Annotated in this window: 21 protein-coding genes and 1 riboswitch; of the genes, 7 read left to right on the top strand and 14 right to left on the bottom strand. The window is 55.1% G+C overall.

Annotated features, from left to right (window positions below; genetic code table 11):
• Nucleotides 1-116: 116 nt before the first annotated feature.
• Nucleotides 117-428, bottom strand: a complete 312-nt coding sequence (gene trxA / locus H7F31_RS04760; RefSeq protein ID WP_087569952.1) for a thioredoxin — start codon at nt 426-428, stop codon at nt 117-119.
• A 74-nt stretch (nt 429-502) separates the two neighbouring features.
• Complete coding sequence (locus H7F31_RS04755; RefSeq protein ID WP_087569953.1) at nt 503-922, bottom strand: RrF2 family transcriptional regulator; 420 nt, start codon at nt 920-922, stop codon at nt 503-505.
• 268 nt (nt 923-1,190) lie between these two features.
• Between H7F31_RS04755 and H7F31_RS04750 the strand changes: the two genes are divergently transcribed.
• Nucleotides 1,191-1,400 carry a hypothetical protein gene (locus H7F31_RS04750; RefSeq protein ID WP_187103243.1) on the top strand — a complete coding sequence of 70 codons (210 nt, stop codon included), beginning with the start codon at nt 1,191-1,193 and terminating at the stop codon, nt 1,398-1,400.
• Nucleotides 1,401-1,542: 142 nt separating this feature from the next.
• On the opposite strand, the gene H7F31_RS04745 is transcribed toward H7F31_RS04750, so the two are convergent.
• Genes H7F31_RS04745 through H7F31_RS04730 form a run of 4 tightly spaced genes read right to left on the bottom strand, consistent with a single transcriptional unit; the run spans nt 1,543 to nt 6,034 of the window.
• Nucleotides 1,543-2,934, bottom strand: a complete 1,392-nt coding sequence (locus H7F31_RS04745; RefSeq protein ID WP_187103242.1) for a family 4 glycosyl hydrolase — start codon at nt 2,932-2,934, stop codon at nt 1,543-1,545.
• Nucleotides 2,935-2,947: 13 nt separating this feature from the next.
• Nucleotides 2,948-3,790, bottom strand: coding sequence for a carbohydrate ABC transporter permease (locus tag H7F31_RS04740; protein ID WP_187103241.1), 843 nt, complete (start codon nt 3,788-3,790; stop codon nt 2,948-2,950).
• Nucleotides 3,787-4,683, bottom strand: a complete 897-nt coding sequence (locus H7F31_RS04735) for a carbohydrate ABC transporter permease (RefSeq protein ID WP_187103240.1) — start codon at nt 4,681-4,683, stop codon at nt 3,787-3,789. The genes H7F31_RS04740 and H7F31_RS04735 overlap by 4 nt, the downstream gene beginning before the upstream one ends.
• A 22-nt stretch (nt 4,684-4,705) precedes the next feature.
• Complete coding sequence (locus tag H7F31_RS04730; protein WP_261800302.1) at nt 4,706-6,034, bottom strand: ABC transporter substrate-binding protein; 1,329 nt, start codon at nt 6,032-6,034, stop codon at nt 4,706-4,708.
• Nucleotides 6,035-6,292: 258 nt separating this feature from the next.
• On the opposite strand from H7F31_RS04730, the gene H7F31_RS04725 reads away from it, so the two are divergent.
• From H7F31_RS04725 to H7F31_RS04715, 3 genes are all read left to right on the top strand, one after another.
• On the top strand, nt 6,293-7,045 hold the full coding sequence (locus H7F31_RS04725) for a response regulator transcription factor (protein ID WP_187103239.1): 753 nt from the start codon (nt 6,293-6,295) through the stop codon (nt 7,043-7,045).
• The gene (locus H7F31_RS04720; RefSeq protein WP_187103238.1) at nt 7,042-8,796 is read left to right on the top strand and encodes a cache domain-containing sensor histidine kinase; all 1,755 of its coding nucleotides are present in this window, start codon (nt 7,042-7,044) and stop codon (nt 8,794-8,796) included. The genes H7F31_RS04725 and H7F31_RS04720 overlap by 4 nt, the downstream gene beginning before the upstream one ends.
• Nucleotides 8,797-9,230: 434 nt before the next feature.
• Nucleotides 9,231-10,427 (top strand): acyltransferase, encoded by a 1,197-nt coding sequence (locus tag H7F31_RS04715; protein WP_187103237.1) that lies wholly within the window; start codon nt 9,231-9,233, stop codon nt 10,425-10,427.
• 746 nt (nt 10,428-11,173) lie between these two features.
• On the opposite strand, the gene H7F31_RS04710 is transcribed toward H7F31_RS04715, so the two are convergent.
• Genes H7F31_RS04710 through nirB form a run of 3 tightly spaced genes read right to left on the bottom strand, consistent with a single transcriptional unit; the run spans nt 11,174 to nt 15,040 of the window.
• Nucleotides 11,174-12,202: a uroporphyrinogen-III synthase gene (locus H7F31_RS04710; RefSeq protein WP_187103236.1), complete on the bottom strand. Its 1,029-nt coding sequence runs from the start codon at nt 12,200-12,202 to the stop codon at nt 11,174-11,176.
• A 29-nt stretch (nt 12,203-12,231) separates the two neighbouring features.
• On the bottom strand, nt 12,232-12,564 hold the full coding sequence (nirD, locus tag H7F31_RS04705) for a nitrite reductase small subunit NirD (RefSeq protein ID WP_187103235.1): 333 nt from the start codon (nt 12,562-12,564) through the stop codon (nt 12,232-12,234).
• A 25-nt stretch (nt 12,565-12,589) separates the two neighbouring features.
• Nucleotides 12,590-15,040: a nitrite reductase large subunit NirB gene (gene nirB / locus H7F31_RS04700; RefSeq protein ID WP_187103234.1), complete on the bottom strand. Its 2,451-nt coding sequence runs from the start codon at nt 15,038-15,040 to the stop codon at nt 12,590-12,592.
• Nucleotides 15,041-15,520: 480 nt separating this feature from the next.
• Here nirB and H7F31_RS04695 point away from each other — a divergent pair, with 480 nt between their 5' ends.
• The gene (locus tag H7F31_RS04695) at nt 15,521-16,093 is read left to right on the top strand and encodes an ANTAR domain-containing response regulator (RefSeq protein WP_261800301.1); all 573 of its coding nucleotides are present in this window, start codon (nt 15,521-15,523) and stop codon (nt 16,091-16,093) included.
• 241 nt (nt 16,094-16,334) lie between these two features.
• The gene (locus H7F31_RS04690) at nt 16,335-17,567 is read left to right on the top strand and encodes a nitrate/nitrite transporter (RefSeq protein WP_187103233.1); all 1,233 of its coding nucleotides are present in this window, start codon (nt 16,335-16,337) and stop codon (nt 17,565-17,567) included.
• A gap of 1,272 nt (nt 17,568-18,839) precedes the next feature.
• Here the strand turns inward: H7F31_RS04690 and hisC are convergent.
• The 5 genes from hisC to H7F31_RS04665 all read right to left on the bottom strand — a co-directional run bounded on the left by hisC (nt 18,840) and on the right by H7F31_RS04665 (nt 24,289).
• Nucleotides 18,840-19,898 (bottom strand): histidinol-phosphate transaminase, encoded by a 1,059-nt coding sequence (gene hisC, locus H7F31_RS04685; RefSeq protein WP_187103232.1) that lies wholly within the window; start codon nt 19,896-19,898, stop codon nt 18,840-18,842.
• Nucleotides 19,895-20,359, bottom strand: coding sequence for a VanZ family protein (locus H7F31_RS04680; RefSeq protein WP_187103231.1), 465 nt, complete (start codon nt 20,357-20,359; stop codon nt 19,895-19,897). Before H7F31_RS04680 ends, hisC begins: the two co-directional genes overlap by 4 nt.
• A 51-nt stretch (nt 20,360-20,410) precedes the next feature.
• The gene (locus tag H7F31_RS04675) at nt 20,411-20,929 is read right to left on the bottom strand and encodes a GNAT family N-acetyltransferase (protein ID WP_187103230.1); all 519 of its coding nucleotides are present in this window, start codon (nt 20,927-20,929) and stop codon (nt 20,411-20,413) included.
• Nucleotides 20,930-21,032: 103 nt separating this feature from the next.
• A complete protein-coding gene (locus H7F31_RS04670) occupies nt 21,033-21,785 on the bottom strand; it encodes a molybdenum cofactor guanylyltransferase (protein ID WP_261800476.1) in 753 nt (250 codons plus the stop codon).
• An 839-nt stretch (nt 21,786-22,624) separates the two neighbouring features.
• Nucleotides 22,625-24,289, bottom strand: coding sequence for a glutamine--tRNA ligase/YqeY domain fusion protein (locus H7F31_RS04665; RefSeq protein WP_087569968.1), 1,665 nt, complete (start codon nt 24,287-24,289; stop codon nt 22,625-22,627).
• A gap of 611 nt (nt 24,290-24,900) precedes the next feature.
• A riboswitch (cyclic di-AMP (ydaO/yuaA leader) is annotated at nt 24,901-25,052 on the top strand.
• A gap of 4 nt (nt 25,053-25,056) precedes the next feature.
• Here H7F31_RS04665 and H7F31_RS04660 point away from each other — a divergent pair.
• Complete coding sequence (locus H7F31_RS04660; RefSeq protein ID WP_187103228.1) at nt 25,057-25,539, top strand: C40 family peptidase; 483 nt, start codon at nt 25,057-25,059, stop codon at nt 25,537-25,539.
• The last annotated feature ends 61 nt before the right edge of the window (nt 25,540-25,600 follow it).

Raw genomic sequence — 25,600 nt, 5'->3', positions numbered from 1 at the left:
TCCTCCCGATCCTCCGAGATCAACATCGAAAGGCCTATTTAAACAAAAAACCGCCGGCTGCAGCTATTTGCTGCTCCGGCGGGCATGCGATTGTCGCGGGTCGCGACAATGACCTATTACATTTGGTTAGCGATCTTGGCTTTCAGAGCGTCTTTGCTCTGCAGGCCGACCATCTTGTCAACCGGTTGACCGTCTTTGAACAGGATCAGCGTCGGGATGCTCATTACTCCGAATTGGGAAGCGAGCTCGGGCTGTTCGTCCACGTTGATCTTCGCGATCGTCGCTTGGCCTTCCAGTTCTGTAGCCAGCTCCTCTACGATTGGAAGCTGCATCTTGCAAGGTCCGCACCATGGTGCCCAGAAGTCAACCAGGGATACGCCGCTTTCCACGCTTTGCGTGAAGTTATCTTTTGTCAGTGCTACTGCCATTGTTAATCATCCTCTCTTATCCAATTCTATATGATTAAGGGGAATAACCCGTATCACCATCACTTCTTTACCCGCTAATCGCACGCGTGAATCTGCTTGAGCACATTGCCGATCGTAATGCCGAGGAAATGCTCCTCCAGCTGCTTCTCCGCCTTGCAGAAGATGCCGTACATGACCTGCGTCATGTTCGAGCCTACCTTGCAATCCATATCCGGATCGCCGGAGCACCAGCTTGGGATCAGCGAACCTTGGGCCATCACCCGGTAAATATCGGCCAGCGTAACGGATTCGGGATCAATCGTTAAGCGGTAGCCGCCTCCCGAGCCCTCGCGCGTCTCGACATAACCGCTTTTGCGCAGAGCGCTCATTACCTTGCGAACGCGGGCGGAATGCGTGCCTACGTTCTCGGCAATCATGTCGCTGCTCGCCATCTTCTCCGGCAAGTAAGCCAAGTATACCAGACTGTGCACGGCAATTGTAAATTCACTGTTCACGGTAAGCGAGCCTCCTTGCTTGTTACTGTAATAATATCCGTTACAGTTAGTCTTGTCAAGAGGCAGCACATCTTTTTCACCCTGCTAGATAGCATGCGAAGCATGACCGCTGGTTATGCAGCGCCATTCGAGCTCGAGACATTTTTTTGCGTTCGGCAGTCATGATGGCAACAGGTTCCCGAATACAATGAAATACCTGCTCCGAGTCGAAGGAGCGGCGAGTCTCCAATCCATGCGCTCGGCGGCGAGCCTTGAGGAGGTGGTGATGATGGGATTGTTTGGAAGGCGATGGGTGACGGTCCGAACGGAGAGTGGCTCCAAGGCGGACGACATCGACAGACTGCAAGCCGTGTTCAAGAGCAATGGGCTGAAGTCGAAGATCGTGATGGAAGGCAGCCATCTGAAAAAAATTCAAGTCACAACCAAAGATGTTGAACGCGCGAAGGAGCTGATTGACGTTTTTGAACAGGAAATTTGATGGAATGTACTTCAAGCCCGTTCAAGTGGAATAAACCAAAAATAGGGTTTCGGGAAACGAATTTCTTCAAGAAAATGGACCTCAAATGCCACTTCGAAGTGGCATTTGAGGTCCATTCGTTTATTAATGGGAAAGCTCCCGTTCAGATCCTCCAGCCCGGCAAATAATCAGAGGTGTTCTTGAGCATCCGCCGGAAAAGCTCCTCCGCCTTGTCATGGGGAATTCGGACGAGCGGGTCGCTTTCGAATGCCTGCAGGGCTAACGTTGCATCCTTCGCAAGCGCGGCTTTTAAGGTAAGCTCCTGGTTCCAAACATGGCGCGCCACCCGGTCATGAACCGCGTCCGGCAGCTTGCCCGCGAAGACGGGACGCACCTCGCCTCTGCGGAATACGGCGTTTGTCTCTACGACCGCGCCAAGAGGCAGTCCCTCCATCTGTCCGCGATTCGGCAAGTTGACGTTGGTGACCAGATCGCCCATGCCAAGCAGCGACTTGATCATGTCGATGCCTTCCTCACCCGTCGTCTTGACGATGAACGGCTCTTCGCCGGCAGCAAGACGGCTGCCCTTCTCCAGCAGGCTCTGCCTGTTGTTCTCCCGCCACTCCACCGTCGTCAAGCTGAACTTCCACTCCCTTACCGTCTCGGGATTCTTTAAATACTTATCGCCCGGCATGAATTCCGCCAGATGGCGGTCTCCGGCGGCGGCAATGACGCCGAATTTGAGGAACAGATCCAGCTTGACGCGCTGCGCCGAAGCAAAGTGGTCATTTAGCCAGTGGCCCTTCTTGGCGCCCTCGAAACCTTCGGCATGATGCTCCTCGGCAAACTCCCGGTACAGCGGCAGCAGGTCGATCCCTTTGTAGGAGGCTGAATCGATCCACGTGAAATGGTTAATGCCCAGCACGTTGACCCGTATGTCATGACGGGAAACGGGTCCCGCTCCCAGCTTCCGCTCGACCATTTGAGCCAGCAGATGCTGCGTGCCGAACACCTCGTGGCAGCAGCCGATCGCCTTCACCCCGGGGAATGTCTCGTACAAAGTGCGCGTGCATAACGTCATCGGATTCGTGTAGTTGATGACCCACGCGTCCGGAGCGTAATCGCGAAGCGCCTCCGCGATCTCGACATAAAGAGGGATCGTCCGAAGCGCCCGTACCAACCCGCCCGGTCCTACCGTGTCGCCAACGGCTTGGTAAATGCCGTATTCCTCCGGCAGATGCACGTCGGACGCCATCTCCCAGAACGTGCCCGGCAAAATGGAGATGATGACGAAGTCCGCGCCGCTCAGCGCTTCTTGCAGCGTCCCCGACGTCTCGTAGCGCCACTTGCCCTGCACATCCTCCCGCTCCGACAATCGATTGCCGATCACCGCGTTCTGTTCCGCGGCATCCCGGTTAATGTCGTACAGTCTGACCGTGCCGCCGAGCGCCGGCTCCATCGCCAGATCGCTCATCAATCCCCATGCCCAGCCTCTGGAGCCTCCTCCGATGTAGGCAATCGTCAGATCGCTCCTTGTTTCCCCTTCGAAGCTCATGAATCTTCCTCCCTTATCCTTTTAACCCTGTAGTCGAGATGCCTTCCACGAAATACTTCTGAGCCATGAAGAACAAAATGATGCACGGCACGATGCTGACGACGGACATGGCCAGCACCTGGTTCCACGACACCGCCGAAGATGCGTCCAGCGTCATGCGAAGACCGAGCGATACCGTAAACTTCTTCACGCTGCTGATATAGATGATGGAATTGAAAAAGTCGTTCCACGTCCAGATGAACTGGAAGATGCCGACGGAGAAGATTGCGGGCTTGCAAAGCGGCAGCAGAATCCGTATTAATATCGTGAACGAGTTGCAGCCGTCGATCTTCGCCGATTCGTCTAGCTCCCGCGGCAAGCCGCGGAAGAACTGGATCAGCATGTAGACGAAAAACGCCGATGTCGCAAACGCCGCGGGCACGATAAACGGCAGGTACGTGTCCAGCCAGCCCATCTTGTTGAACAAAATGTAGCGCGGAATCATAATCGTCGAATCCGGCAGCATCAGCGTCGCCATCATGAGCGAGAACAGAATCGTCTGCAGCGGGAATCGGAATCGGGCGAAGCCGTAAGCGACGACGACGCTGGAGACAATGGTGAAGATAACGGTCGGAACGACCAGCACGAACGTATTAAGGAAGAAGTCCTTGAAGCCGTACTGGCCCGTGCCTGCCCATCCCTTCGCGTACGAATCCGTCACGTAGCTTCCCGCGAACAGGCTGCTGGAGCCGAAGATGTCCGCATTTGTCTTAAACGACGATACGACCAGCCAGATGAGCGGATAGACCATGGCGAAGCCCAGCACGACGAGTAATACGTATGACAGCAGCTTGTTCCCGCTTCGGGCATCCGTCATTTGCCTTTCCCCCCATCCTCGTAGTGCACCCAGTACGTTGAGCTCTTGAATATAATCGCGGTCACGATCATGATGATAACGAACAGCACCCAGGACAAGGCCGATGCGTAGCCCATCTTGAAGAAGGTAAACGCTTCTTCATACAGCTTTAGCGCGTACAGATAAGTCGATTTCATCGGTCCCCCGTTCGTAATGACGAAGGCGCCGGTGAATTCCTGGAACGCGTTGACCATCTGCATGATCAAGTTGAACAAAACGATCGGCGTCAGCAGGGGCACCGTAATGGTGAAGAACAAGCGCGTCTTCGACGCCCCGTCGATGGCTCCCGCTTCATATAAGTCGCCGGGAATCTGCTTCAATCCCGCCAGGAACAGAACCATGGACGAGCCGAATTGCCATACCGACAGCATGCCCAGCGTGTACAACGCGATATCGGGATCGCCAAGCCAGTCTACAGCCGGGAGACCAAGCGCGCCCGTCATGCCGTTGACGACTCCGTCCTTCATGAAAAGGAATCTCCAGAGGACGGATATTGCCACGGAACCCCCAAGGATGGACGGCAAGTAATACATCGTCCGGAAGAAGTTGATGCCGCGCAGCTTGGCGCTTAGGATCAGGGCGATGAACAAGGCGAACGCAAGCTTGACCGGTACCGCCATCAGCACGTAGATCGTCGTCACCTTTAGGGCCTGGAGAAATCCGGGATCGTCCGTCAATATCTTCTTATAGTTGTCTAATCCCACGAACGTCGGAGCGCTGACCATATTGAAATCGGTAAACGAATAATAGAACGAAGAGAGAAACGGATAGAACTGAAAGACGAGCAGGCCGACGACCCAAGGGAGCACGTAAAGCAAGCCGACATATTGGTAGTTTCTTTTCTTCAGGGACACGGTCTCATCGGCTCCTTTCCTTCTACTTTCTTCCTTGCAGCTCGCTTAGCTTCTTCTCCAGACCTTCGATCAGCTCGTCCGCGCCTTGCTCCGGCGTATTCCGTCCGTATGCGACCTTCTCGATCGTGTCCTGCAGGATAGCGGAAATCTCGGAATTGGTCGAAATGGAATTTTCGACGATGCCCGCGTTCGCGAGGCCTTCCTCCACCGCCTTCGTGATGGCGGGATCGATCTTGCCTGCTTCTACCGCCGCTTGCTGCGCCTTCGACGATGAAGGGACCGAACGAACGTCGCCCAGGATTGCTGCGGCTTCCGGATCATTCATGAACCAGTTCAGGAAGGCGGTCGCCTCTTCGGGATGCTTGCTTTTCTTGCTGATCGCGATCAGTTGGGAAGGGCGAACCACGACCGACGAGGCTTTGGCGTCGAGAGCCGTAGCCGGCAGCGACGTCGTCACTTCCGTCCCCTCGGACAGAACATTGCGCAGCGACAGAAGCGTGCTGCTCATCGAGGAGATCATCACGATATCGCCGTTGATCCACTTCGGGTTTTGCTCCGTCTTGCCGTAGAACAAATCCGCCTCGCCCAGCGGCTGGTAGACACCCGCTTTTATCGCCTTGTCCATCCAAGTAAGTACGGCAACAGCATCTTCTTTGGCGAAGCCCAGCGTATAATCGTCTTTGATCCATTGATCGCCGATTCTCTGCTTGAGCATATTGGTGAAGTCACCCATAAGATGACCGTGATCCGCCAGCAGCAAGTACTTGGAGCTGTCCTTCTCATGAAGCTTCTTGCCTTCTTCGTAGAGGCGCTCCCAATCCCACCGGATGTCGGTCGGGACGCCCAAGCTGTCGGCCGCCGTCTTGTTGATGACCAAGGCGTATGCATTGACGCCCGTCGGCAGCGCCACCAGCTTGTCGTTATAGGTGCCGAAGTTGTCGAGGAATGCGGAATCGAAGCCATCGAGCGGCAGGCCAGGCAGATCCTTCAGCTCCAAGAAGCTGTCACTGCGGGAGAGCTCGTTCATCCAAGGCACGTCCAACTGCATGATGTCGGCCGAAGTGCCGCCAGCGAGCTGCGTCTTCACCTTCTGCTCGTAGCCGTCGAAGCCTTGATACTCCGCTTCGATCGTGACGTTCGGCGCGACGGCCTTGTAGGCTTCGATCGCCGCAAGCGTAGCCTCGTGGCGCTCCTGGCCGCCCCACCAGCTGAATCGCAGCGTAACGGCTTTGTCGCCGCCGCCTCCATTACCGCTATTGTTGCCGTTCGTTCCTGACGAGCAGCCTGCCAGCAAAACGACCATGGCCGTAGCGGCGAGTATGCCGGATTTCCATTTGTTTCTTTTGTTCATCGTGTATTCTCCCCTTCTAGTGTGTATTTGAAATCGCTTACCCGAAGTATAAACCTACCGGGCAACGTCTTTAAGGCATCCAATCTTGGATTTCAGTATCACTTTTTCAGCAGAATGGCATCTTAGTATCATCATCTTGGATAAGGTGTCATTTTTCCCGAGAATGCGCTTTCGAAAGCACTTTCATTCTAAATCATATACAATGGAGAGAGAAAGAACCCAAGGCTCCAACGACTTCAGAACGCAAGAGGTGAGCTTATGTATAACCTGCTACTGGTCGACGACGAGGCTGACGCTAGAGAAGCGCTGTCTAATTATTTCCCATGGAACGAAGTGGGATTCCGAATCGCCGGACAAGCCGGAAACGGCAAGGAAGCGCTCGAGTTTCTTCTTAAGAACGATCCTCCCATCGACGTCATCCTGACCGACATCAAGATGCCCGTCATGTCCGGCATCGAGCTGGCGGAGGCGGTCTACGAGCGCAAGCACGACGCCCAGGTCATCTTCCTGAGCAGCTACAGAGAGTTCGAGTATGCGCAGAAGGCGCTCAAATACAGGGTCAAAAATTATATCGTCAAACCGGCGAAGTATCAGATGCTGCTCGACGTGTTCGGCCATCTGCGGGTAGAACTGGATGAGCAACGCAGGGAGCGCCCGGCTCGCGATGACGAAGGCGCTAGCGAAGAAGGGCTGCTGATCGCGCGCATCAAAGCGTATGTCCGCAGCGAATACAGGGACGCCACGCTGGATCATGCCGCCCAGCAGGTCCATCTGAACGCGAATTATCTCAGCTTCCTGTTCAAGCAGAAGACCGGCCAAAATTTCTCCGACTATCTGATTCGGGTAAAGATGGAGGTCGCCCTTAAGCTGCTTCGCGATATGCGCTACAAGACGTACGAAATTAGCGAGATGGTCGGCTACGCCAACGCCAAAAACTTCACGCGGACCTTCAAATCGTTCTACGGCAAGACGCCCAGCGAATACCGGAACGGGCTGCATGCGACGCCATGAAACGACGTTATTTTGCCAAACATCTGGCGACGTTCCTCATTCCGCTCCTCTTCCCGCTGCTCATTCTGGGCTCGCTTTCGTTTTTTACGACCCAGCATGATATGAAGAAGGACATTAACCGGAACAGCCACTTTCTGCTGACGCAGTCGCAGAATCAGCTTGAGCTTATTCTGCGCGAGATCGATACGCTAAAGCTGGCTCTCTTCCAGAACTCCCGGGTTTTCAACGAGCTGTCGGCCATTCTGCAGCAGCCCGAGTTCTCTTACGAGAGCTCCAAGTCGTACCAGCTCGCCTTCAGCTTTATTAATGCGATGACAAGCTCCAAACCTTATATCGACTCCTTTTACTTCTATAGCGACAATCCATACCGGCGCTTTGTTTCGTCCGCGGACGGCATATCCTCGCTGGATTACTTCCGGGACACAAGCTGGTTCATCAACTTCATGAACTATAAGGGACCGCCCGCCGAATGGACGGAGCGTCGCAAGGTAGCCGCCTACGATTTGCAGCAGACGACCGACGTCGTCACCATCTACCATGTGCTTGCGGAAGAGAAAATCGGCATCTTCCTCAACATCCGTACCGCATATATCGAACGGCTGCTGCGGGATATAACGAACTACGAAGGCCAGCTCTTTCTCGTGCTGGACGAAGGAAACCGCGTATTGTTCGCGAACCGTCCGCAATACGACATCGCCGAAGCCGAACTCGCGGCCATCGCCTCACGCGAAGAAGCGTCCTTCGATATGGATTTGCCCGGCGGCGAAGCCGGCGTCACGAAGATCGAATCGGGGCGTTACGGCTGGAAGTACGTCTCGGTCATTCCGCATGCTTCGCTGTACGAGACGCCCTCCCGCATTCTGAACTACACCGTTTTGTTCGCTTGCGTCTCCTTCGCGCTCGGCCTGCTGTTAACCTTGTACCTGACCCGCCGCAATTACCGGCAGCTGCTCGCCATTACCTCGCTGATCCGATCCGCGGAGAACAATAAGTCGCAGCTTCAATCGCCCAAACGGGTAAAGGACGAATACACGTATATCATGCAGAACATGGTGCAGCACTTCATCGAGCACCGGTACGTCCAGACGCAGCTGTCGGAGAAGAAGTACAAGCTTCAATTCATGGAACTGCTGGCGCTGCAATCGCAAATCAACCCGCATTTTCTGTACAATACGCTGAATTCGATCTATTGGGAGACCGTCGGGCTGACAGGCAAACCGAACAAGGCAAGCACCATGATCGAGCACCTTTCCGACATGTTGTCTTATTCGTTCAGCAATCCTGCCAATGAGGTGACGTGGGAGGAAGAGATTGCGAACACCGCCAGCTACATCCACATTCAAAAACAGCGCTACAAAGAGCAGTTCGATGTCGAATTTCAATACGAGGAAGATGTGCTGCCCTACTACACGCTGAAGCTGCTGTTGCAGCCGCTGGTGGAGAACAGCCTGTACCACGGCATCAAGGAGAAGAACGGCCGCGGGCTGATCCGGATTCGGATTACGCGGGCCGGCGAGGAGCTTCGCCTGAGGGTTGTCGACAACGGCATTGGCATTTCGGGAGAACGTCTTGCCTATCTCCGCCAGGCCTTGTCCGATGAAAGGGAGCCTTCTCGCCATATCGGACTGATTAACACGCACCGAAGACTCCGCCTCATGTACGATGCCGGCTACGAGCTTCGGCTTTGGAGCAAGGAGGGGCTGGGCACCGTCGTGTCGATCCGGTTGCCGCTGCGGGATCGGCCTTCTTGAACGAGCTATACCGCCATAAAAGAAGTCAGGGCTATCCCGCGTCATGATCGACGATTTGGGATGGCCCTCGTTATTTTGTCATACTTTGTATTTACAGGCACCGTCGTGTCGATCCGGTTGCCGCTGCGGGATCGGCCTTCTTGAACGAGCTATACCGCCATAAAAGAAGTCAGGGCTATCCCGCGTCATGATCGACGATTTGGGATGGCCCTCGTTATTTTGTCATACTTTGTATTTACATGACGATTCATGACCTATTGTGAATATCTTGTAAATGAATGACAAAAGTTAAATTAAAATATTTTAATGTTCCATTTATTGATATTGTAAACCGCAACGAACTGCCTTGAATTGGCGTTGATTATAGTGTTAACATGAATTGTATATGTATCATGCAGAAATAAAAATTAATTATAAATGGAGGACCCAGGAACATGACCCAACCCGCACAACCGGAACGGACGCATATCCCGGAGCTGCAACTCGTACGAGCGCTTGCCATCCTTGGCGTGCTGACCGTGCATGCCAGCGCAACCGCCACCATCACCATGAAGGAATCCGCTTATTATTATTTCTACAATTTAATTAATACCGTCATGCGCTTCGGCACCCCGACCTTCATTTTGCTCAGCAGCTTTGTCCTATTTTACAGCTATTACTCCAGACCTTTGAACGGCAAGCTTATTGCTGGCTTCTACAAGAAGCGGCTATTGTACATTCTCATCCCCTATGTCTTCTTCTCGGCGATCTACTTCGCTTATGTAAAGGACTTAACCGGCGTTCCGATCTGGAGTCTGGAGTCGCTTGGCGAATTTATGAGCAAGCTGTTAATGGGCGAGGTGTACGCTCATCTGTATTTCGTCTTCATTAGCATCCAGTTCTATCTACTGTTCCCGATTGTGTTATGGGCCGCGAAGCGATGGAAGAACCTTGCCCTCTGGTTCGTGCCGCTTGGCTTCGTTCTTCAGTGGACATTCGTGCTATTGAATTTGCATTATTGGCAGCTGCCCAACAAAGGAAGCTGGGCGCCGACCTACTTCTCGCTTTTCTTCCTGGGTGCGACGCTTGGCATCTACTATCCGAAGATCAAAGGCTGGCTGGCCATGACTCGCGACAACCTGAATGTTGGCCGCGCTGTTATGTGGCTTCTTGTCTGGGGAGCCTGGATCGCGGCATCCGTCGTGCACGTGACCGTCTGGTACAAAGCGCGGCTGTATGGCACGATCTATCCCGCCGAGCTCTATGAAATCTTGTGGAATGCGCAAGCCGTCCTGGCGGCGCTCGTCCTCTTGCATGCGGCATTTTTTATCTATCGCCATCTGCCTGCAGGGCTATCTGCCATGCTCTATCGGCTCGGGCAGCTGTCATTCGGCATTTATCTGGTGCATCTGCTTTACCAAGCCTGGTTCGAGAGATTATTGCCGGCTCCGACCTCGGCCAGCGCCCTTCATCTCTACTATCTGGCAAGCTGGGTCATCATGTTGGCCGCATCTTGGCTGACCGTGTCGCTAATCTCTCGCTTCGTGCCTTTCGCCTGGATTTTATTCGGCAAAGTGCCTGCGGCACAGAAGCTTCAGCGGAGCGGAGCGGAGGCTTCGGTTCCTGCCGGTAAGCGGACCGTTGCGGGCTAGACGCCGCCGCCGCGACACGGCATTATTCGCAGACATTGGTCAAGTCTGACGGGACTTGGACGAATTGCCAATAACAAAGGCGGTGCCTGGGGGGAATCCTGGCACCGCCTTTTTCTTGGCTTACAGCTTCGAATGTTACTCCGACTATCCCTGTAACCCGATTTTCTCGTGCTACAGCTCCGAAAGTTACTTCGACTAACTCTGTAACCCGATTTTCTCGGCTACAGCTCCAAAAGTTACTCCAACTATCTCTGTAACCCGATTTTCTCGGGCTACAGCTCCAAAAGTTGCTCCGACTAGCTCTGTAACCCGATTTTCTCGGGCTACAGCTCCGAAAATTGCTCCGGCTAGCTCTGTAACCCGATTTAATCGGCCTACAGCTCCGAAAGTTACTCCCACTAACTTTGTAACCCGATTTTCTTGGGCTACAGCTCCGAAAATTGCTCCGGCTATCTCTGTATCCCGATTTTCTCGGGCTTTTGCTAGCCGCGCCGCATTATGCACTTCAACTACTCGAGCACTAAGCCCCCTGCGCCCGCACCTAAAATTCGCGTGGCATCAATGCCGTCAAGTCGCGAAGCGAATAGCTCACCTACACGCTCAACGCCGCGACGGCTTCCCGCCATGCGAGGCTCTCGCGCAAGTTCACAACCGGGCCGTTGACGATGGCGACAGGGCTAGTCAACTCCCGGACCTGCCCGGCAAATTGACGAACCTTAGCAACTCACCATCATTGCCATCTCCCTTCACACTTTCATATCCGAGGCCGCGCAATCGCCGGCAATACCGGCAACGGCGGCAAACTCGTCCGCCTCGCTCTTCTTGCCATTCTTGCCCTCCTTACCTTCCTTGCTGTCCTTGCCACTCTTGCCCTTCATGCCTTCCTCGCTTTCCTCGTCCGCTTCGCCCCTCTTGCCTTCCTCGTCTTCCTTGTCCTTCCCGCCTTCCTCGCCGCCGCTCGCCGATTGGCTGCCGTAATACTTGGAGATCGCTACGACCATGCTGCCCATCCGCTCCTCATCCGGATAGAGCACCCGCTCCACGCCTTCTTCCGTCAGCGCCTCGGCCGTCACCTTCCCCACGGCTACCGCCAGCACGCCATCGCCGAATGCCCGAAGCAGCGCCTCCCGCTTGCCAAGCGATTCAGCGATATGCATAACGCACCGCACCTGCACCGTACTCGTAAAAGCAACCGCCTGTACGGCGCTCCGAAGCACCTCGTCGATCAGCACCTCGACGGAGTCGCCTTCCGGCGGAACATGCCGATACGGCAGCAGCTCCTCGCAAACGGCGCCGAGTTCGCGCAGCTTGCCGGTAATCTTGGGCGCTGGATCTCCGTACAGCTGGAGAACGACTCGCTTGCCGTGCAGACCGACGTCGCCCATTTCCGCCAGCATGCCGGCCGTCGTGCCGTCGTTGTCGCGGATGACGGGCGTTATGCCGATCTTCCGCAGCACGTTGACCGTTTTGTAGCCGCGTGCCCCTATGTTCATTTTGCCGAGCGCTGCCAGAAAGGGGGCCGTCAGCCCGTGCCGCTCCGCCGTCTGCAGAAGCGCCTCCGTCCCGACCCCCGTTGTCAGAAGCAGCCAATCCGCGGGATGCCGTATCAGTTCCCTCAGCTGCTCCTCGATAATGCTGTCATCCAGGAATACCGTTCCTTGCGCAGGCCGCACGACCGTCTCGCCTCCGAACTTGGCGATCATGCGCCCGATCTCCTCCGCCTTGCGCGGTCCTGTGACCGCAACCGTGACGCCTGCCATCCGAGCTGCTCCCATCTTTCCAACCCTCCATTCCATCCGCGTTCTTATGAAGCTCGCATATCAGGCAGATTAACGGACAGATGCACGTTGCCAAGCTCGTCGACTCGGATCGGGAATGCCGTCACGCAGCCGTCGTCCGGCGCCTGTACCTTGCCATCTTTCAGATCGATCTTCCAATCATGCAGCGGACAGTAGACGTGATGATCGCATACCATTCCTTCCGACAGCTTCCCCTGCTTGTGCGGGCAGCTATTCTCGATGGCCTTCAGGCTGCCGTCCGACAGCTTGAATACGGCGATCTCAATTCCTTCCAGCTTCAATACGCGGCTTCTGCGTTCCTGAAATTCCGACACATGGGCGACAATCAGTTCCGTCATGGTTACATTCCCCCTGCCTATTCTCTCATTTGGACTCGCCGGCCGCAGCAGCTTCGGGACTAGTCGGTCCGGTAAGCGCGTCGAACGCCTTGCGCAAGCCGTCGTTCTCGATAATTTGTTTCCAAGGATCCTCCTGCATCAAGCTTAGCGCCTTGTCGATCCGCGAAATAAGAGCATCCCGGTCTTCCTTGCCGGCCAACGCTTCCTTAATCGTATCGAGACCTACACGGTTGCACCACTCGCTCGTCCGCTCGCCCCATTCCCCCGTTTCGCGGTAATACTGCATGTAAGCCGCCGTCCAGTCCAAAACCTCTTGCTCCGTCTTTACCTTCACGAGCAGATCCGCGACACGCACCTTCGTGCCTCCGTTGCCGGCCACGTACAGCTCCCAGCCTCCATCGATCGCTACAACGCCCAGGTCCTTTATCGTCGCCTCCGCACAGTTGCGCGGACAACCGGATACGGCCAACTTAAACTTGTGCGGAGTGCTCAATCTCTCGAATTTTTTCTCCAGCTCAATGCCCATTTTCATCGCGTCCTGCGTACCAAAGCGGCAGAACGTATTGCCCACGCAGGTTTTAACTGTGCGCAGCGTTTTGCCGTACGCGTAACCCGATGGCATGTCGAGATCCTTCCACATGTTCGGCAGGTCTTCTTTTTTCACGCCAAGCAAGTCGATCCGCTGACCGCCCGTGATTTTCACCAGAGGCACGTCATACTTCTGCGCCACGTCCGCAATGCGCTTCAGATCCTTGGGCGTCGTCACGCCGCCATAGATGCGGGGCACGACGGAGAAGGTGCCATCCTTCTGAATGTTGGCATGGTTCCGTTCGTTGACGAACCGCGATTCCGGCTCATCCTCGTGATCCTCCGGCCAGATCATGCCGAGATAATAATTGATTGCGGGGCGGCACTTCGTGCAGCCTTCCGGGTTATGCCAACCCAGCACATGCATGACTTCCTTGGTGTTCGTCATCCGCATGCTTTTAATGGCTTCCACTACCTCTTCCCGCGAGCGGGTCGTGCAGCCGCATATGCCTTCCTTGGCCGCGGTGATATTGTCCGCCCCGACCGTCGCTTCGAGAATCGCTTCGATTAAAGGCTTGCAGCCGCCGCAGGAGCCGGACGCCTTGGTACACGCCTTAATCTCGCCGATGCTGACGCAGCCCTTCTCCGTGATCGCCTCCACGACGGTATCCTTCGTTACGCCGTTGCAGCCGCAGACGATCTCGTCGCCGCTCATGGCCGACACCAGATCCGTATGGCTCGTTCCTTTCCCGCCGCCCGCCGCGCCGAACAGAACCTCCTTCTCCCTGCCGGAGAAATCTTCGCCGCTTCTAATGTAGGAGAAAATGCGCGAGCTGTCCGCCGTGTCGCCGAAGAGAACGGTACCGATGACTTTGCCGTCCTTGAAAACGACCTTCTTATAGATTCCGTCCAGATCGTCCTGAACCCGAAGAGCTTTCGTGCCCGGTTCGTCCAGGAAGATGCCGGCGGAGAATACGTTCACGCCCGAAACCTTCAGCTTCGCGGACAGCACCGTTCCGTGGTAGCCGTCGCTATCGACGCCCGCCAGCCGCTTGGCCAGCACGGCTCCCTGCTCGTAGAGCGGAGCCACCAGCCCGTAGGAGATGCCGCGATGCTCGGCGCATTCGCCTACGGCATAGATGTTCGGTACGTTCGTGCCCATATAATCATCGACCAGAATGCCTCGACCCACACTGATCCCGCCGCGCTTTGCAAGCTCCGCGTTCGGCACGATGCCTACCGCCATGACGATCAGGTCGGCTTCCGCCTCCGTACCGTCCTTGAACTTCAGCCCGGATACGCGATCGCCCCCAATTATCCGCTCCGACTGCTTGTTCAGAAGGAAATGCATGCCCTGGCGTTCCAGCTCCTCCCGGAGCATAACGGACGCGGTCGCATCCAGCTGCCGGTTCATCAGGTAAGGCGTAACATGTACAACGCTGACCTCCATGTCCAGATTCAGCAGGCCGCGCGCGGCCTCCAACCCCAGCAAGCCACCGCCGATCACGACCGCTTTGCGGTAAGTTTTGGCCGTCTCGATCATCGTCTCGCAGTCCTTCATGTCCCGGAAGGCGATGACGCCTTCCTTATCCGCTCCCGGGAGCGGCAACATAAACGGCAACGATCCCGTCGCCAGCACCAGCTCGTCGTAAGGGATGACGAGACCTCCATCGGTCTCGACCTTGCGCGCTTCCGCATCCATGCTCGTCACCGTGTGTCCGGTATGGAGCTTAATGCCGTTGTCCTCGTACCAGCTCCAGTCGTTTAATACAATATCTTTCATGTCGGCATCGCCGGCGAGCACGGACGATAACATGATCCGATTGTAGTTCGGATGCGGCTCGGCGCCGATAATCGTAATCTCGTATCTGTTGGGATTAAGCTTAAGCAGCTGTTCGATAAAGGACACTCCCGCCATGCCGTTGCCAACCATCACCAGTTTCTTCATCGTGGTCCCCTCCTGCGTTCGTAAAACATGAAAAGCCTACCCCCGACATGCGCCATGCATGAAGGAAGTAGGCCTCTTTGCCAACCAGGATGCGACACGCCGTTGTGCCGACTTGGTATAATTATTGCAAGTATACCTGCCTTTCAACAGTTATGTCAATATATCTAACATGTTTTGGGCTGAAGTGTTGATTTTAGCATCCAAGAAACATAAGCTAACATATATTTTTTTAAGGAAGTACTGCCATGACAAGCGAACGCGATTAGAAGCGGTTGTTTTAGCCAATACGAATTGCAATTTTCCGAAAAAACCGCATTTTTACCTAGTTCATGTGGTAAAGCAACCCGAATTCATTTCTTTTCTCACTAACAGGTCCTCAAACAGCCCATTCCTACCATCGACAGAGATCAAGCGCTGTGTTATATTTACTTACAAATTTCCCAAGAGCGACGAATCGGACGATAAGAGGTGGAGTCAAACATGCTGAAAATCATTCTGTTCATCGAGCCCAGAACAACCGGGGCAGACACGGCGACGGACAATCTCCGCCGGAACTGCAAAAAGCTGCATTGCGTCAAAAGCGAGGCCGACGCGCTTGGACTTGTCATGATCGCCGACGTTGCCGTCATCCACGCGCCCGCTCCGGAGATGCTGAAGCTGCAGCACGCGTTGACCGGAACCAGGAAACTGCCGATTTTTTGGCTGAACAGCTTCCTGGACAAAGACGCGAAGCCGGAGCAGGAAGACTGGGGATTTGCGCTTGACGGCCTGCTGTTCCCCACCATGTGTCCCACCGAGATGGGCTATGCGCTGAGCTTCGGCATCCACGGCTGGAAGCAGCGCAAACGCTGGGCAGAAGAGAAAGCGAGCCTGTCGCTCCGCTTGGAGGAACGCAAGTGGATCGATCAAGCCAAGGCGGTTCTTAGCGAGATCAAAGGCATCTCGGAGAACGAGGCCTACGATTTCCTGCGCAAGCAAGCTATGAATGAACGGAAAAGGATCGGTGAAGTTGCCGCCAATATCGTGAAAGTATATCAACTCATCCACGGATAATTTTTATGTAAGGTATATTGACATCAACATAACCCACACTCTATAATGCAAGTATGCAAGTGAGCCTTCGTGACGAACTTCAATGATGAGGTCCCGTCACGGAAGGGAACTCCCCTTAATCATATCGAGCGAGCACAATGTCGTGCCGCCATGGCAATGAAGCCGCACAACAGTCCTTCGGGATTGCGTGCGGCTTTTGATGTTTACAGATCGTCCTATATTGGAGAGGAGATGCTTCACGATGATTCAACGCAACGGATTTCTTAAGAGCGGCCACAGTCCTTCCTTGTTCAGCTCGTTCCTGTATTTCGATGTCAGCTTTATGATCTGGGTCCTCCTTGGGCCGTTGTCCGTTATTATCATGGGCGACTACGAGATGAACGCGGCGCAAAAAGCCAATCTGGTCGCCCTGCCGATTCTTGGCGGCTCCATCCTCAGGCTTGTTTTCGGCTACCTGGCTGATCGCATCGGGCAGAAGCGTTCGGGACAGCTCGGCATGATCATCACGATGATCCCTCTCGTCTACGGCTGGCAATTCGTTAGCTCGTTATCCGAGCTGTACGTCGTCGCTATGCTGCTCGGCGTCGCGGGCGCATCCTTCGCCGTAGCTCTGCCGCTGGCCAGCCGGTGGTACCCGCCGCAATATCAGGGACTGGCAATGGGTATCGCCGGCGCAGGCAACAGCGGCACGGTATTCGCCACCTTGTTCGCCAACCGGATCGCGGAGCATTACGGCAGCTGGCAGGCGGTATTCGGCCTGGCGCTGATTCCGATCGTGATCGTGTTCATCGTGTTCAGCATGATCGCCAAGGACAGCCCTGATCAGCCCGCTCCCAAGAAGCTCCGCGACTACGGAGCGATTCTGAAGCAGCGCGACGCATGGATGTTCTGCATCATGTACAGCGTTACTTTCGGCGGATTCGTCGGCTTGTCGAATTACTTGACCATCTTCTTCAACACGCAATACGGCCTGGACCCGATCCGCGCAGCGGACTTCACGACCGTGTGCGTCATCGCGGGCAGCTTCTTCCGTCCCATCGGCGGATGGTTGTCCGACCGCTTCGGCGGCGTGCGAATGCTGTTCGTTCTCTACGGCGTCGTCGGCATCATGCTGGCCAGCGTCTCGTCGCTGCCCCCTCTTACCGCGATGATCATCCTGCTGTTTATAGCGATGATGGCGCTCGGCATGGGCAATGGCGCCGTATTCCAACTGGTGCCGCAGCGATTCCAGAAGGAGATCGGCATCGTGACGGGCATCGTCGGCGCAGCAGGCGGAGTAGGCGGTTTCTTCCTGCCAAAGATTCTGGGCAACCTGAAGCTGACGACGGGCTCCTACACATCCGGCTTCCTTATCCTCAGCGTTATTGCCTTGGCTTGTATCGCGCTTATCGCCCTGGTGCAAGGCAGCTGGAAGCGGACATGGATTGCCCAAGGCGGCCGTGCCCGCGTCGAGGATTCGACGATGGCTCAGTAGCGGCGGCTGAACCTTGCCGCCCGGTTGTCCGGCGGTACGTTTCCAAGGCGAGGCGGTTGTAAATGGGAAGAGTCGCGGGCATCGCAGCAGCGTTTGCTCGGCTCCATTCGTTGGCAAGCCTCCTTTGTTTGGGAGGGCGGGCGTGGCATTCTTCATTTTTTACTCTGCAAAGAAAGGCGCGTGGTGCTCTTTATTTACTCTGTGGTGGATGTTGCGAAGGATGCTGTAAGGGGAGCTTTGATGGATGCTGCGGGTGGTGCTTTGAGGGGGGAGGGATGCTTCGAGAGTAATTGTGCATATATACATAATTACTCGACGAAAAATGGCCGCTGAAAGCCAAATTGATCAAATATGTACAAATCGAGGATCAGAAAAGCCGATTCAACCTTAACAGGCTCCACATTTGTGTATATTTGAACAATTCCAGCAGATTAGGCAGGTTACAGACATTAATTTGAGCATAAATGCACAATTGGCAGTAGGTAACAGGAGTAGGTTTAGGCACTTCTGCACCACTAGACAAGTAGCAACAGTTTGCTTGAGCACTTCCGCACCACTAGACACATTGCAGCAGTTTGTTTGAGCACTTCAGCACCACTAGGCACGTTGCAACAGTTTGTTTGAGCAATTCAGCACCACTAGACACATTGCAGCAGTTTGTTTGAGCAATTTCGCACCACTAGGCAAGTGATAAAGTTTGTTTGAGCACGTCTGCACAACTTCAATCCGCGGGCCGGACGGAGGCCGTCCTCCTCAGACGGCTTCACCGCGACCGCTTCCGTGCTTCCTATAGCACCCGCCATTAAGCCGTCGGAGCACGGGAGTGCTGGCTCGCAATGCGGGCGCCTCGCGCGCGGCAGACTTCGCCGGAGACTTCCGACTCTCCGGCGATCATGCGCCGCAGGCGCCCGCCACTAACCAAAAACAACAGCCATGCAAGGTCCCGTCCCATCCGGGTGCCTGTCATGGCTGTTGTTTTGTTTGGCGATTATTTATGAATTGGCTCTGTTCCGCGCCATTGAAATCCGTTCGGCCTGAGAAAACCCTAACAGAGGTTTTCTTTGCGGCGGGGGCCAACGGTATGGGCAACGCAACTCGGTCTAGGCAGCGCAGATTGGCCTTAGCAACGCAGGTCGGGATGAGCTGCGCAACTCAGCCTGCGCAACGTATCTCGGCCTTAGCAGCCAACTCGGTATGGGCATCACTGCTCAGTGTGGATAGTTAGACCGGTTAGCGCAGTATACCGCGCCATTGCCGCGGACCGTTTTCCCGCTACTCCACGATCTCCCTCAGAGCCCCGACGAACGTATTCATCTCCTCGTCGGTGCCGATGGAGACCCGCAAGTAGTTGTCGATGCGCGGGGAATTGAAATAGCGCACCAGCACGCCCCGCTCCCGAAGTTCCGCGAACAGCTTGCTTGCCGGAATAGCAGGATGCTTGATGAACAGGAAGTTCGCCTTGGAGTCCGTCGAACGGAAGCCAAGCTCCTTCACTTGCTGAGCCACGCGATCACGGGTCGCAACCACCTTATCCGTCGTTTCGCGGAAATAAGCTTCGTCCGCAAGCGAGGCTACCGCGCCGCGAAGAGCGACACGATCCATCGTGTAGGAGTTGAACGAGTTTTTAATCCGATTAAGTCCGTCGATCAATTCCTCCGAGCCGAATGCGAAGCCGACGCGAAGTCCCGCTAGCGAACGAGACTTCGACAACGTCTGCACGACGAGCAGATTCGGGAATTGCGGCACCAGGGTTACCGCTGATTGTCCGCCGAAGTCGATATATGCTTCGTCGATGATGACGACGTTGTCAGGATTGCGCTCCAGCAGGGAGCGAATCTCGGACAGCGGAATGAGTTGCGCCGTCGGCGCGTTGGGATTCGGCATGATGATGCCGCCGTGTTCGCCCTGGAACTGCTCCATGGGGATGTTGAACTCCTCGTCCAACGGAATCAGCTTGGGCGACAGTCCATACAGCTTGGCGTAAACTTTGTAAAAGCTATATGTAATATCCGGGAACAACAGCGGCTTCGCGGGATCGAAGAACGCCGCGAAAGCAAACGCCAGCACTTCGTCCGAGCCATTGCCGACAAAGGTCTGCTCAGGCGACAAGCCGTAATAATTCGACGCTGCCTGAACGAGCTCGTCGCAGGTAGGATCGGGGTAAAGACGCAGGTCGTCATTAACCGCGTCCTCCATCGCTTTCAGCGCGGCAGGGGAAGGCGGGTATGGATTTTCGTTGGTATTCAGCTTTACATAGGTCTTGTCCTTGGGCTGCTCACCGGGCACGTATGGCACGAGCGAAGCTGCAAGCGGACTCCAGAACTTGCTCACTTGTTCAATCTCCCTTCTGTCATGAACGGCCGCACCAGCATCAGACCGATCCAGGCGCCCGCCGTGTTCAGCAGTATGTCGTCAATATCGAAGCTGCCAACGCGAAGCAACATCTGCGCCAGCTCCACGCACGTAATTATCGTCACGCAAGCCGTCACCATCCGGAAGCCGGACCTGAACCGCTTGTTAAACAACGGTAGGAACATACCGATGGGGATGAAGAGGACGACGTTTCCGAATAAATTTTTGAACCAGGTGTCGAAGTTGAAGTGGTCCCGATGCACGATATATCGCTCTATCGTATCGAACGGCACCAAATTGTACGCATAACCGGTATAGAAATAGCGATTCCGATAGAATAGCAAGTATAACATAATAGCGGTATAGACCAATGCGCAAATTAACAAGAAGCCGTTAAAAAAGATGTTCTTACTGTAGGCGTTCCGAAACAGCTTGACCACCGCCACCTCCTAACCGCCCCTTGCTGGAAGGGAGCCGAGTATTGCGTGAAGTTACGTTACTCGAAGACCCGCAATGACCAGATCCCGCTCCACGCCGTCCAATACAGCCACTCTCGGCAGCAAGCCCCAACGCTGGAATCCAAACTTCTCGAGCAACGCCAGGCTCGGCCCGTTATGACCGAAGACGAAGCCGACAAGCGTCGTCAGACCCAGCCGCGGACATGCCTCTATCGCCTTTTCGATCAGGTAGGAGCCCAGTCCTTGCGAACGGTATTCCTCCGCAATATAGATACTGATCTCCGCCGTCGCCTTGTAAGCGGCTCTGCCATAGAACGATTGGAAGCTCAGCCAAGCCGCGATTTCGCCGTCTTCCCGCCTGCGAACAACCCAGATGGGTCTTTCCTCCGGCGAATGGTCGTTGAACCAGGCCCGTTTGCTCTCTACCGATACCGGCTCGAGATCCGCTGTCACGACCCGCCCTGCAATAGTAGAATTGTATATCTCCACGATGCGATCCAAATCCCGCTTGGCTGCGTCCCTTATTTCATACGTCTGATTGATGTCAGTCATCTACGATGTCCCTGCCTTCCGTCATCCTCTGCCGACTGCTCCAGCTGCTCTTGCTGTCTGTTGCGGCCATCGTCGTCCCGCTTCTCTTATTTATTGTACTCACTCATTCTTCTATCTTATGAGGCTTGTTCGCCAAATACGTCTCGTATTGCTCCGGCGTATTCAGATTATAGAGTCCGTATGCCGCCTTCTCCTGCTCGGTCAGTGTCAGCTCGACGGCTCCGGCGCGGCGCAGCAAGGACATCAGACGGTAATCGCCGTCGGCTAACGCCCGCTCCGCGAGCCGCGCGAGCCCCGTGTGGTACAGCGCGTGAAGCGGCTCGTTTTGGGCGGCGACTGCCGGGGCGCCGCTCGCTTCCGCTTCGCGCAGCAGACGCATGAGCCATTGTCGCGACAGCTCCGGCGTATCGCAGGCGGTCGCATACGCATAGCCATCCGGCAGCGCGGCAAGTCCCGCCGCGAGACCGGCAACCGGCCCCGCGTCCTGCTGCCGGTCGAGGAGGAATGAGACTCCGCCAGGCAACGGGCCTAGCAAGCTCCGATAGGCGACTTCCCGCTCTGGCGAGCTAACCGCCACAACGATCTCGCCCGTCACCGCCTCGCGCAGCTCGCCGATGAGTCGCGCCAGCAGCGGTCGTCCTCCCACGGGCAGCAATGCCTTGTCCCGCCCCATGCGCGAGCTTCGCCCTCCAGCCAAAATCACCCCGTGGCAGATCGGAATGAGCCGCGCTTTTAGCGTATTCGACAGGTCCGGTAGGTTCGGTTGGCTTGGTGGGTTTGGTAGGTTTGGTAGGTTTGGTAGGTTTGGTAGGTTTGGTAGGTTCAGTAGTTCCGGCGGGTCCGGCGGATTCGACATGTCCGATGGGTTCGGCGAGTTTGGCGGGTTCGCCCCTGATTCGGTTACCGTCATTGTCCCGCCCCCTCGCGCCTAGTTACTCAACTTCTTACGAACATCTGCGGCGCTTTTTGCCCATTTTGTCGGCGTTCCTCGTTGACGCTCCTTCACCAACCGTTACGCTCTCACATACAACCCGCGGTTACTCCAATTCTAACAGACAACAACGACGCTATTTGCCCATTTCGACGCATTTCCGAATTTTATCGGACACCAGCGACGCTATAACCACTCAACAACAGCCAACTGGCTCGTACGGAGCTATATAGCGTCTTCTATGTCCCTTAGAATCGCTCCATATCCGTTTTCGCACCAATAACGTCTCGCATGTCCGTTAGCCCACACTTGTCTGCTAAATCCCTACCGTCTGCCAACTCGCTCCATTCATTTAGCCCGCTACCTGCATTCTGCCGCCATTCCAAAAACGCCGGCCAAGCCGTGAGGCTGGACCGGCGCGGCGCTCCACGGAGCCAAGCACATCCGTAAGTTCGAGCTAATCCCCCAGATCGAGCGAACTCATCAGTCTGGGCGAGTCCGCGCCCGCCAGTCGGCACGCACCTGACGAGGTCGACCCGCTCTCGCCTTTCCCTGACCCCAGCGCCCTCGCTGATCCCTGGACCTCCAACTCCGCTGATCTCTAGGCCTACAGCTCTCGCCCCTCCCTGGCACCCGCACTCTCGCTGTCCTCTGGCACTCCAGCTCGCTGATCTCTGGCCCTCGAGCTCCTGCTAATCTCTAGCCCCCGCGCCATCGCTGATCCTAGACCTCCAACTCTCACCGATCTCAGGCCCTCCCGCTCCCTAAGCCTTGGTCGGGTCGAACGAGCTCTTGAGCGACACGATTCGGTTAAAGGCCAGCTTGCCGCCGCCCGAATCCTTGGAGTCGACGCTGAAGTAGCCGTGGCGGAAGAATTGGAACTTGTCGCCTCCGACAGCGTCCTTCATGTTCGGCTCCACGTAACCTTGCTCGACTTGCAGCGAATTCGGATTGATGCGTTCCAGGAACGACTTATCGGAGCCTTGCGACGCCTCGTCCAAAATAAGCGGCTCGTATAAACGGAAGTCCGCCGGTACCGCCTGCGACGCTTCAACCCAATGGATCGTCCCCTTCACCTTGCGCTCGCTAAATCCGCTCCCGCTTTTCGTCTTCGGATCGTACGTGCAGCGAAGCTCTACGACTTCGCCGTTCTCGTCCTTCACGGCCTCTTGGCAAGTAATGAAGTAAGCATGCTTCAGCCTCACCTCGTTGCCGGGGAACAAGCGGAAATACTTGCTCGGCGGATTCTCCATAAAGTCGTCGCGTTCGATATAAATTTCGCGCGAAAACGGAATTTGGCGGATGCCCATTTCTTCGTTCTCCGCATTGTTCTCCGCTTCCAGCAGCTCCGTCTGTCCTTCCGGATAGTTGGTGATGACAACCTTAAGCGGCCGCAGCACCGCCATCGTCCGAAGCGCCTTCAGCTTCAGGTCCTCGCGGATGAAGTGCTCCAGGTTCCGCTCGTCCACGACGCTGTTGCTTTTGGCAACGCCGATCTCGCGGCAGAATGCGCGAATCGCCTCCGGCGTGTAGCCGCGCCGGCGCATGCCACTGATCGTCGGCATCCTCGGGTCGTCCCAGCCGTCTACAACGCCTTCGTCTACGAGCTGCTTCAAATAACGTTTGCTCATCACCGTGTTGGTGATGTTGAGCCGAGCGAATTCGTACTGGCGGGGAGTGCTCTCCATCTCGCACTCCGCGATGGCCCAGTCGTATAGCGGACGATGGTCCTCGAACTCCAGCGTACAAACGGAGTGGGAGATCCCTTCGATCGCGTCGCTGAGCGGGTGGGCGTAATCGTACATGGGATAGATGCACCAAGCGTCGCCTGTCCGATGATGATGCGAATGGGAGATCCGATAGAGAACGGGATCGCGCATCGTGATATTTGGCGAACCCATGTCGATCTTCGCCCGCAGGACTCGCTCGCCATCCTTGAATTCTCCCGCGCGCATCCGGGCGAACAGATCCAGATTTTCCTCCACACTGCGATTCCGGCCGGGACTTTCCTTGCCCGGCTCCGTAAGCGTCCCTCTCATCTCGCGCATCTCGTCCGCCGTCAAATCGCAGACGTAGGCCTTCCCCTTCTTAATAAGAAGCACCGCTCGATTATATAACTCTTCGAAGTAATCCGAAGCGAACCGCAGCTCATCCCAATCGAAGCCCAGCCAGCGCACGTCCTCCTGGATGGCCTCAACGTACTCCGTGTCCTCCTTGACGGGATTCGTATCATCGAAGCGCAGATTCGTCTTTCCTTTGAACTCATCCGCGAGCTCGAAGTTCAGACAGATCGACTTCGCATGTCCGATATGCAGATAGCCGTTCGGCTCCGGCGGGAAGCGCGTAACGACTTCTTGCACGCGGCCACTCTTTAAATCTTCCACGACAATATTTTTGATGAAATTGGAGGATGACGACTTGTTCTCCATTGTGTTTTCCACTAGCGACCTACCCCTTTTCCACTCGTGCGCCCATCCGGGGACTGTCTCGCATTCCCCAGGCCTTCACGTCGATTCTAACGTTGCTTATAGAGGACGTTCAAAAAGTCCGCTTTTGATCACGAAGTATGCCATGAAGCCTACTCGATATCGAATCTTGAATGCAAGCGAAAACTAAGCATATGCTTTCGAAGTATGTTTCCTCCGGAAACATTGTAGGTGCTCACGTAGCTTCCACTACGCTCCGCTCCTCAGTTTCTACTTTCATTCAATCTTCTACAGCGTTTTTGAAAAAACGCAGCATCGGAAGCATAAGCTCATGTGCTGAAAACCGAACTTTTTGAACTCGAACTTATAAAGGATTGTCCGACACGGGACAACACCCTTCGCCTTATCGCGCCTCGCCGCTTTCAATAACGACAGCCGATTCATTGTATCTCCTTATGATACACAAAATTTAGCTAAATTACACGCTTTGGAAGCGCCTTCTACCCATGGTTTTTGAATTTGAAACGGATTATTTATAAATCTAATATTAATATCTTCTCATATTCAACACGAATCTACATTTTGCCATTATTATAATCCTTAGAAAATAACTTTGGATGACATTGCCTAATTCCCAATCGGGAAACGGGGGAACCACTTTGGGTGAATTGACTTCGACGTCTGGTGTTCTACAGCGCCTGAGAAGTCATAGGGAACCTTCAACCGAACCCCACAGCTAACCTCGTCGGCACCGGAAGGAGAACCACAAGTTGAAGAAGAAGATTAGCTCTGTATTACTAGGGCTTGTGCTTCTGCTAGCTTTCCAAGCAGGAAGCGCTTTCGCAAGCTCGGAGATGGACAACATTATCGAGGGTACGATCGGCTCGCCTTATTCTTACGGCGGATCCACCACAAAGGGTTTTGACTGCTCCGGATTTACCAGCTACATCTTCAAGAAGATGGACATTGATCTTCCTCGTAGATCGGTAGACCAAGCTACGGTCGGAACCAAAGTCGCTAAGGCTGATCTGCAGCCAGGCGATCTTGTCTTCTTCGACACAAGCGGCAAGGTAAACGGCGGAATCACGCACGTAGGCATCTACGTAGGCGACGGCAAATTTGCCCACGCTTCTACAAGCCGCGGCGTTATCATCGACGATCTTAACAGCTCCTATTATAAGTCCCGCTTTGTAACGGCGCGCAGCGTCATGGACGCCAAGCAATTCGAGACGTTCGCAGTCGCAGCTAAATAATGGACAAGGCAACAGCCTCCCCGGCAACGGGGAGGCTGTTCTTTTTGGAATTATAGGAAAG

Source organism: Paenibacillus sp. PAMC21692, assembly GCF_014303795.1.
Lineage (GTDB): Bacteria > Bacillota > Bacilli > Paenibacillales > Paenibacillaceae > Pristimantibacillus > Pristimantibacillus agaridevorans.
Note: the sequence above shows the minus strand (reverse complement) of the source record. Positions and strands in the feature narration are given on the sequence as shown.

Excerpts from the sequence above, each read along its gene's own strand:
- trxA (WP_087569952.1), bottom strand. The coding sequence starts at position 428 with ATGGCAGTAGCACTGACAAAAGATAACTTCACGCAAAGCGTGGAAAGC.
- H7F31_RS04750 (WP_187103243.1), top strand. The coding sequence starts at position 1,191 with ATGGGATTGTTTGGAAGGCGATGGGTGACGGTCCGAACGGAGAGTGGC.
- H7F31_RS04745 (WP_187103242.1), bottom strand. The coding sequence starts at position 2,934 with ATGAGCTTCGAAGGGGAAACAAGGAGCGATCTGACGATTGCCTACATC.
- H7F31_RS04740 (WP_187103241.1), bottom strand. The coding sequence starts at position 3,790 with ATGACGGATGCCCGAAGCGGGAACAAGCTGCTGTCATACGTATTACTC.
- H7F31_RS04730 (WP_261800302.1), bottom strand. The coding sequence starts at position 6,034 with ATGAACAAAAGAAACAAATGGAAATCCGGCATACTCGCCGCTACGGCC.
- H7F31_RS04725 (WP_187103239.1), top strand. The coding sequence starts at position 6,293 with ATGTATAACCTGCTACTGGTCGACGACGAGGCTGACGCTAGAGAAGCG.
- H7F31_RS04720 (WP_187103238.1), top strand. The coding sequence starts at position 7,042 with ATGAAACGACGTTATTTTGCCAAACATCTGGCGACGTTCCTCATTCCG.
- H7F31_RS04715 (WP_187103237.1), top strand. The coding sequence starts at position 9,231 with ATGACCCAACCCGCACAACCGGAACGGACGCATATCCCGGAGCTGCAA.
- H7F31_RS04710 (WP_187103236.1), bottom strand. The coding sequence starts at position 12,202 with ATGGGAGCAGCTCGGATGGCAGGCGTCACGGTTGCGGTCACAGGACCG.
- nirD (WP_187103235.1), bottom strand. The coding sequence starts at position 12,564 with ATGACGGAACTGATTGTCGCCCATGTGTCGGAATTTCAGGAACGCAGA.
- nirB (WP_187103234.1), bottom strand. The coding sequence starts at position 15,040 with ATGAAGAAACTGGTGATGGTTGGCAACGGCATGGCGGGAGTGTCCTTT.
- H7F31_RS04695 (WP_261800301.1), top strand. The coding sequence starts at position 15,521 with ATGCTGAAAATCATTCTGTTCATCGAGCCCAGAACAACCGGGGCAGAC.
- H7F31_RS04690 (WP_187103233.1), top strand. The coding sequence starts at position 16,335 with ATGATTCAACGCAACGGATTTCTTAAGAGCGGCCACAGTCCTTCCTTG.
- H7F31_RS04675 (WP_187103230.1), bottom strand. The coding sequence starts at position 20,929 with ATGACTGACATCAATCAGACGTATGAAATAAGGGACGCAGCCAAGCGG.
- H7F31_RS04670 (WP_261800476.1), bottom strand. The coding sequence starts at position 21,785 with ATGTCGAATCCGCCGGACCCGCCGGAACTACTGAACCTACCAAACCTA.
- H7F31_RS04665 (WP_087569968.1), bottom strand. The coding sequence starts at position 24,289 with ATGGAGAACAAGTCGTCATCCTCCAATTTCATCAAAAATATTGTCGTG.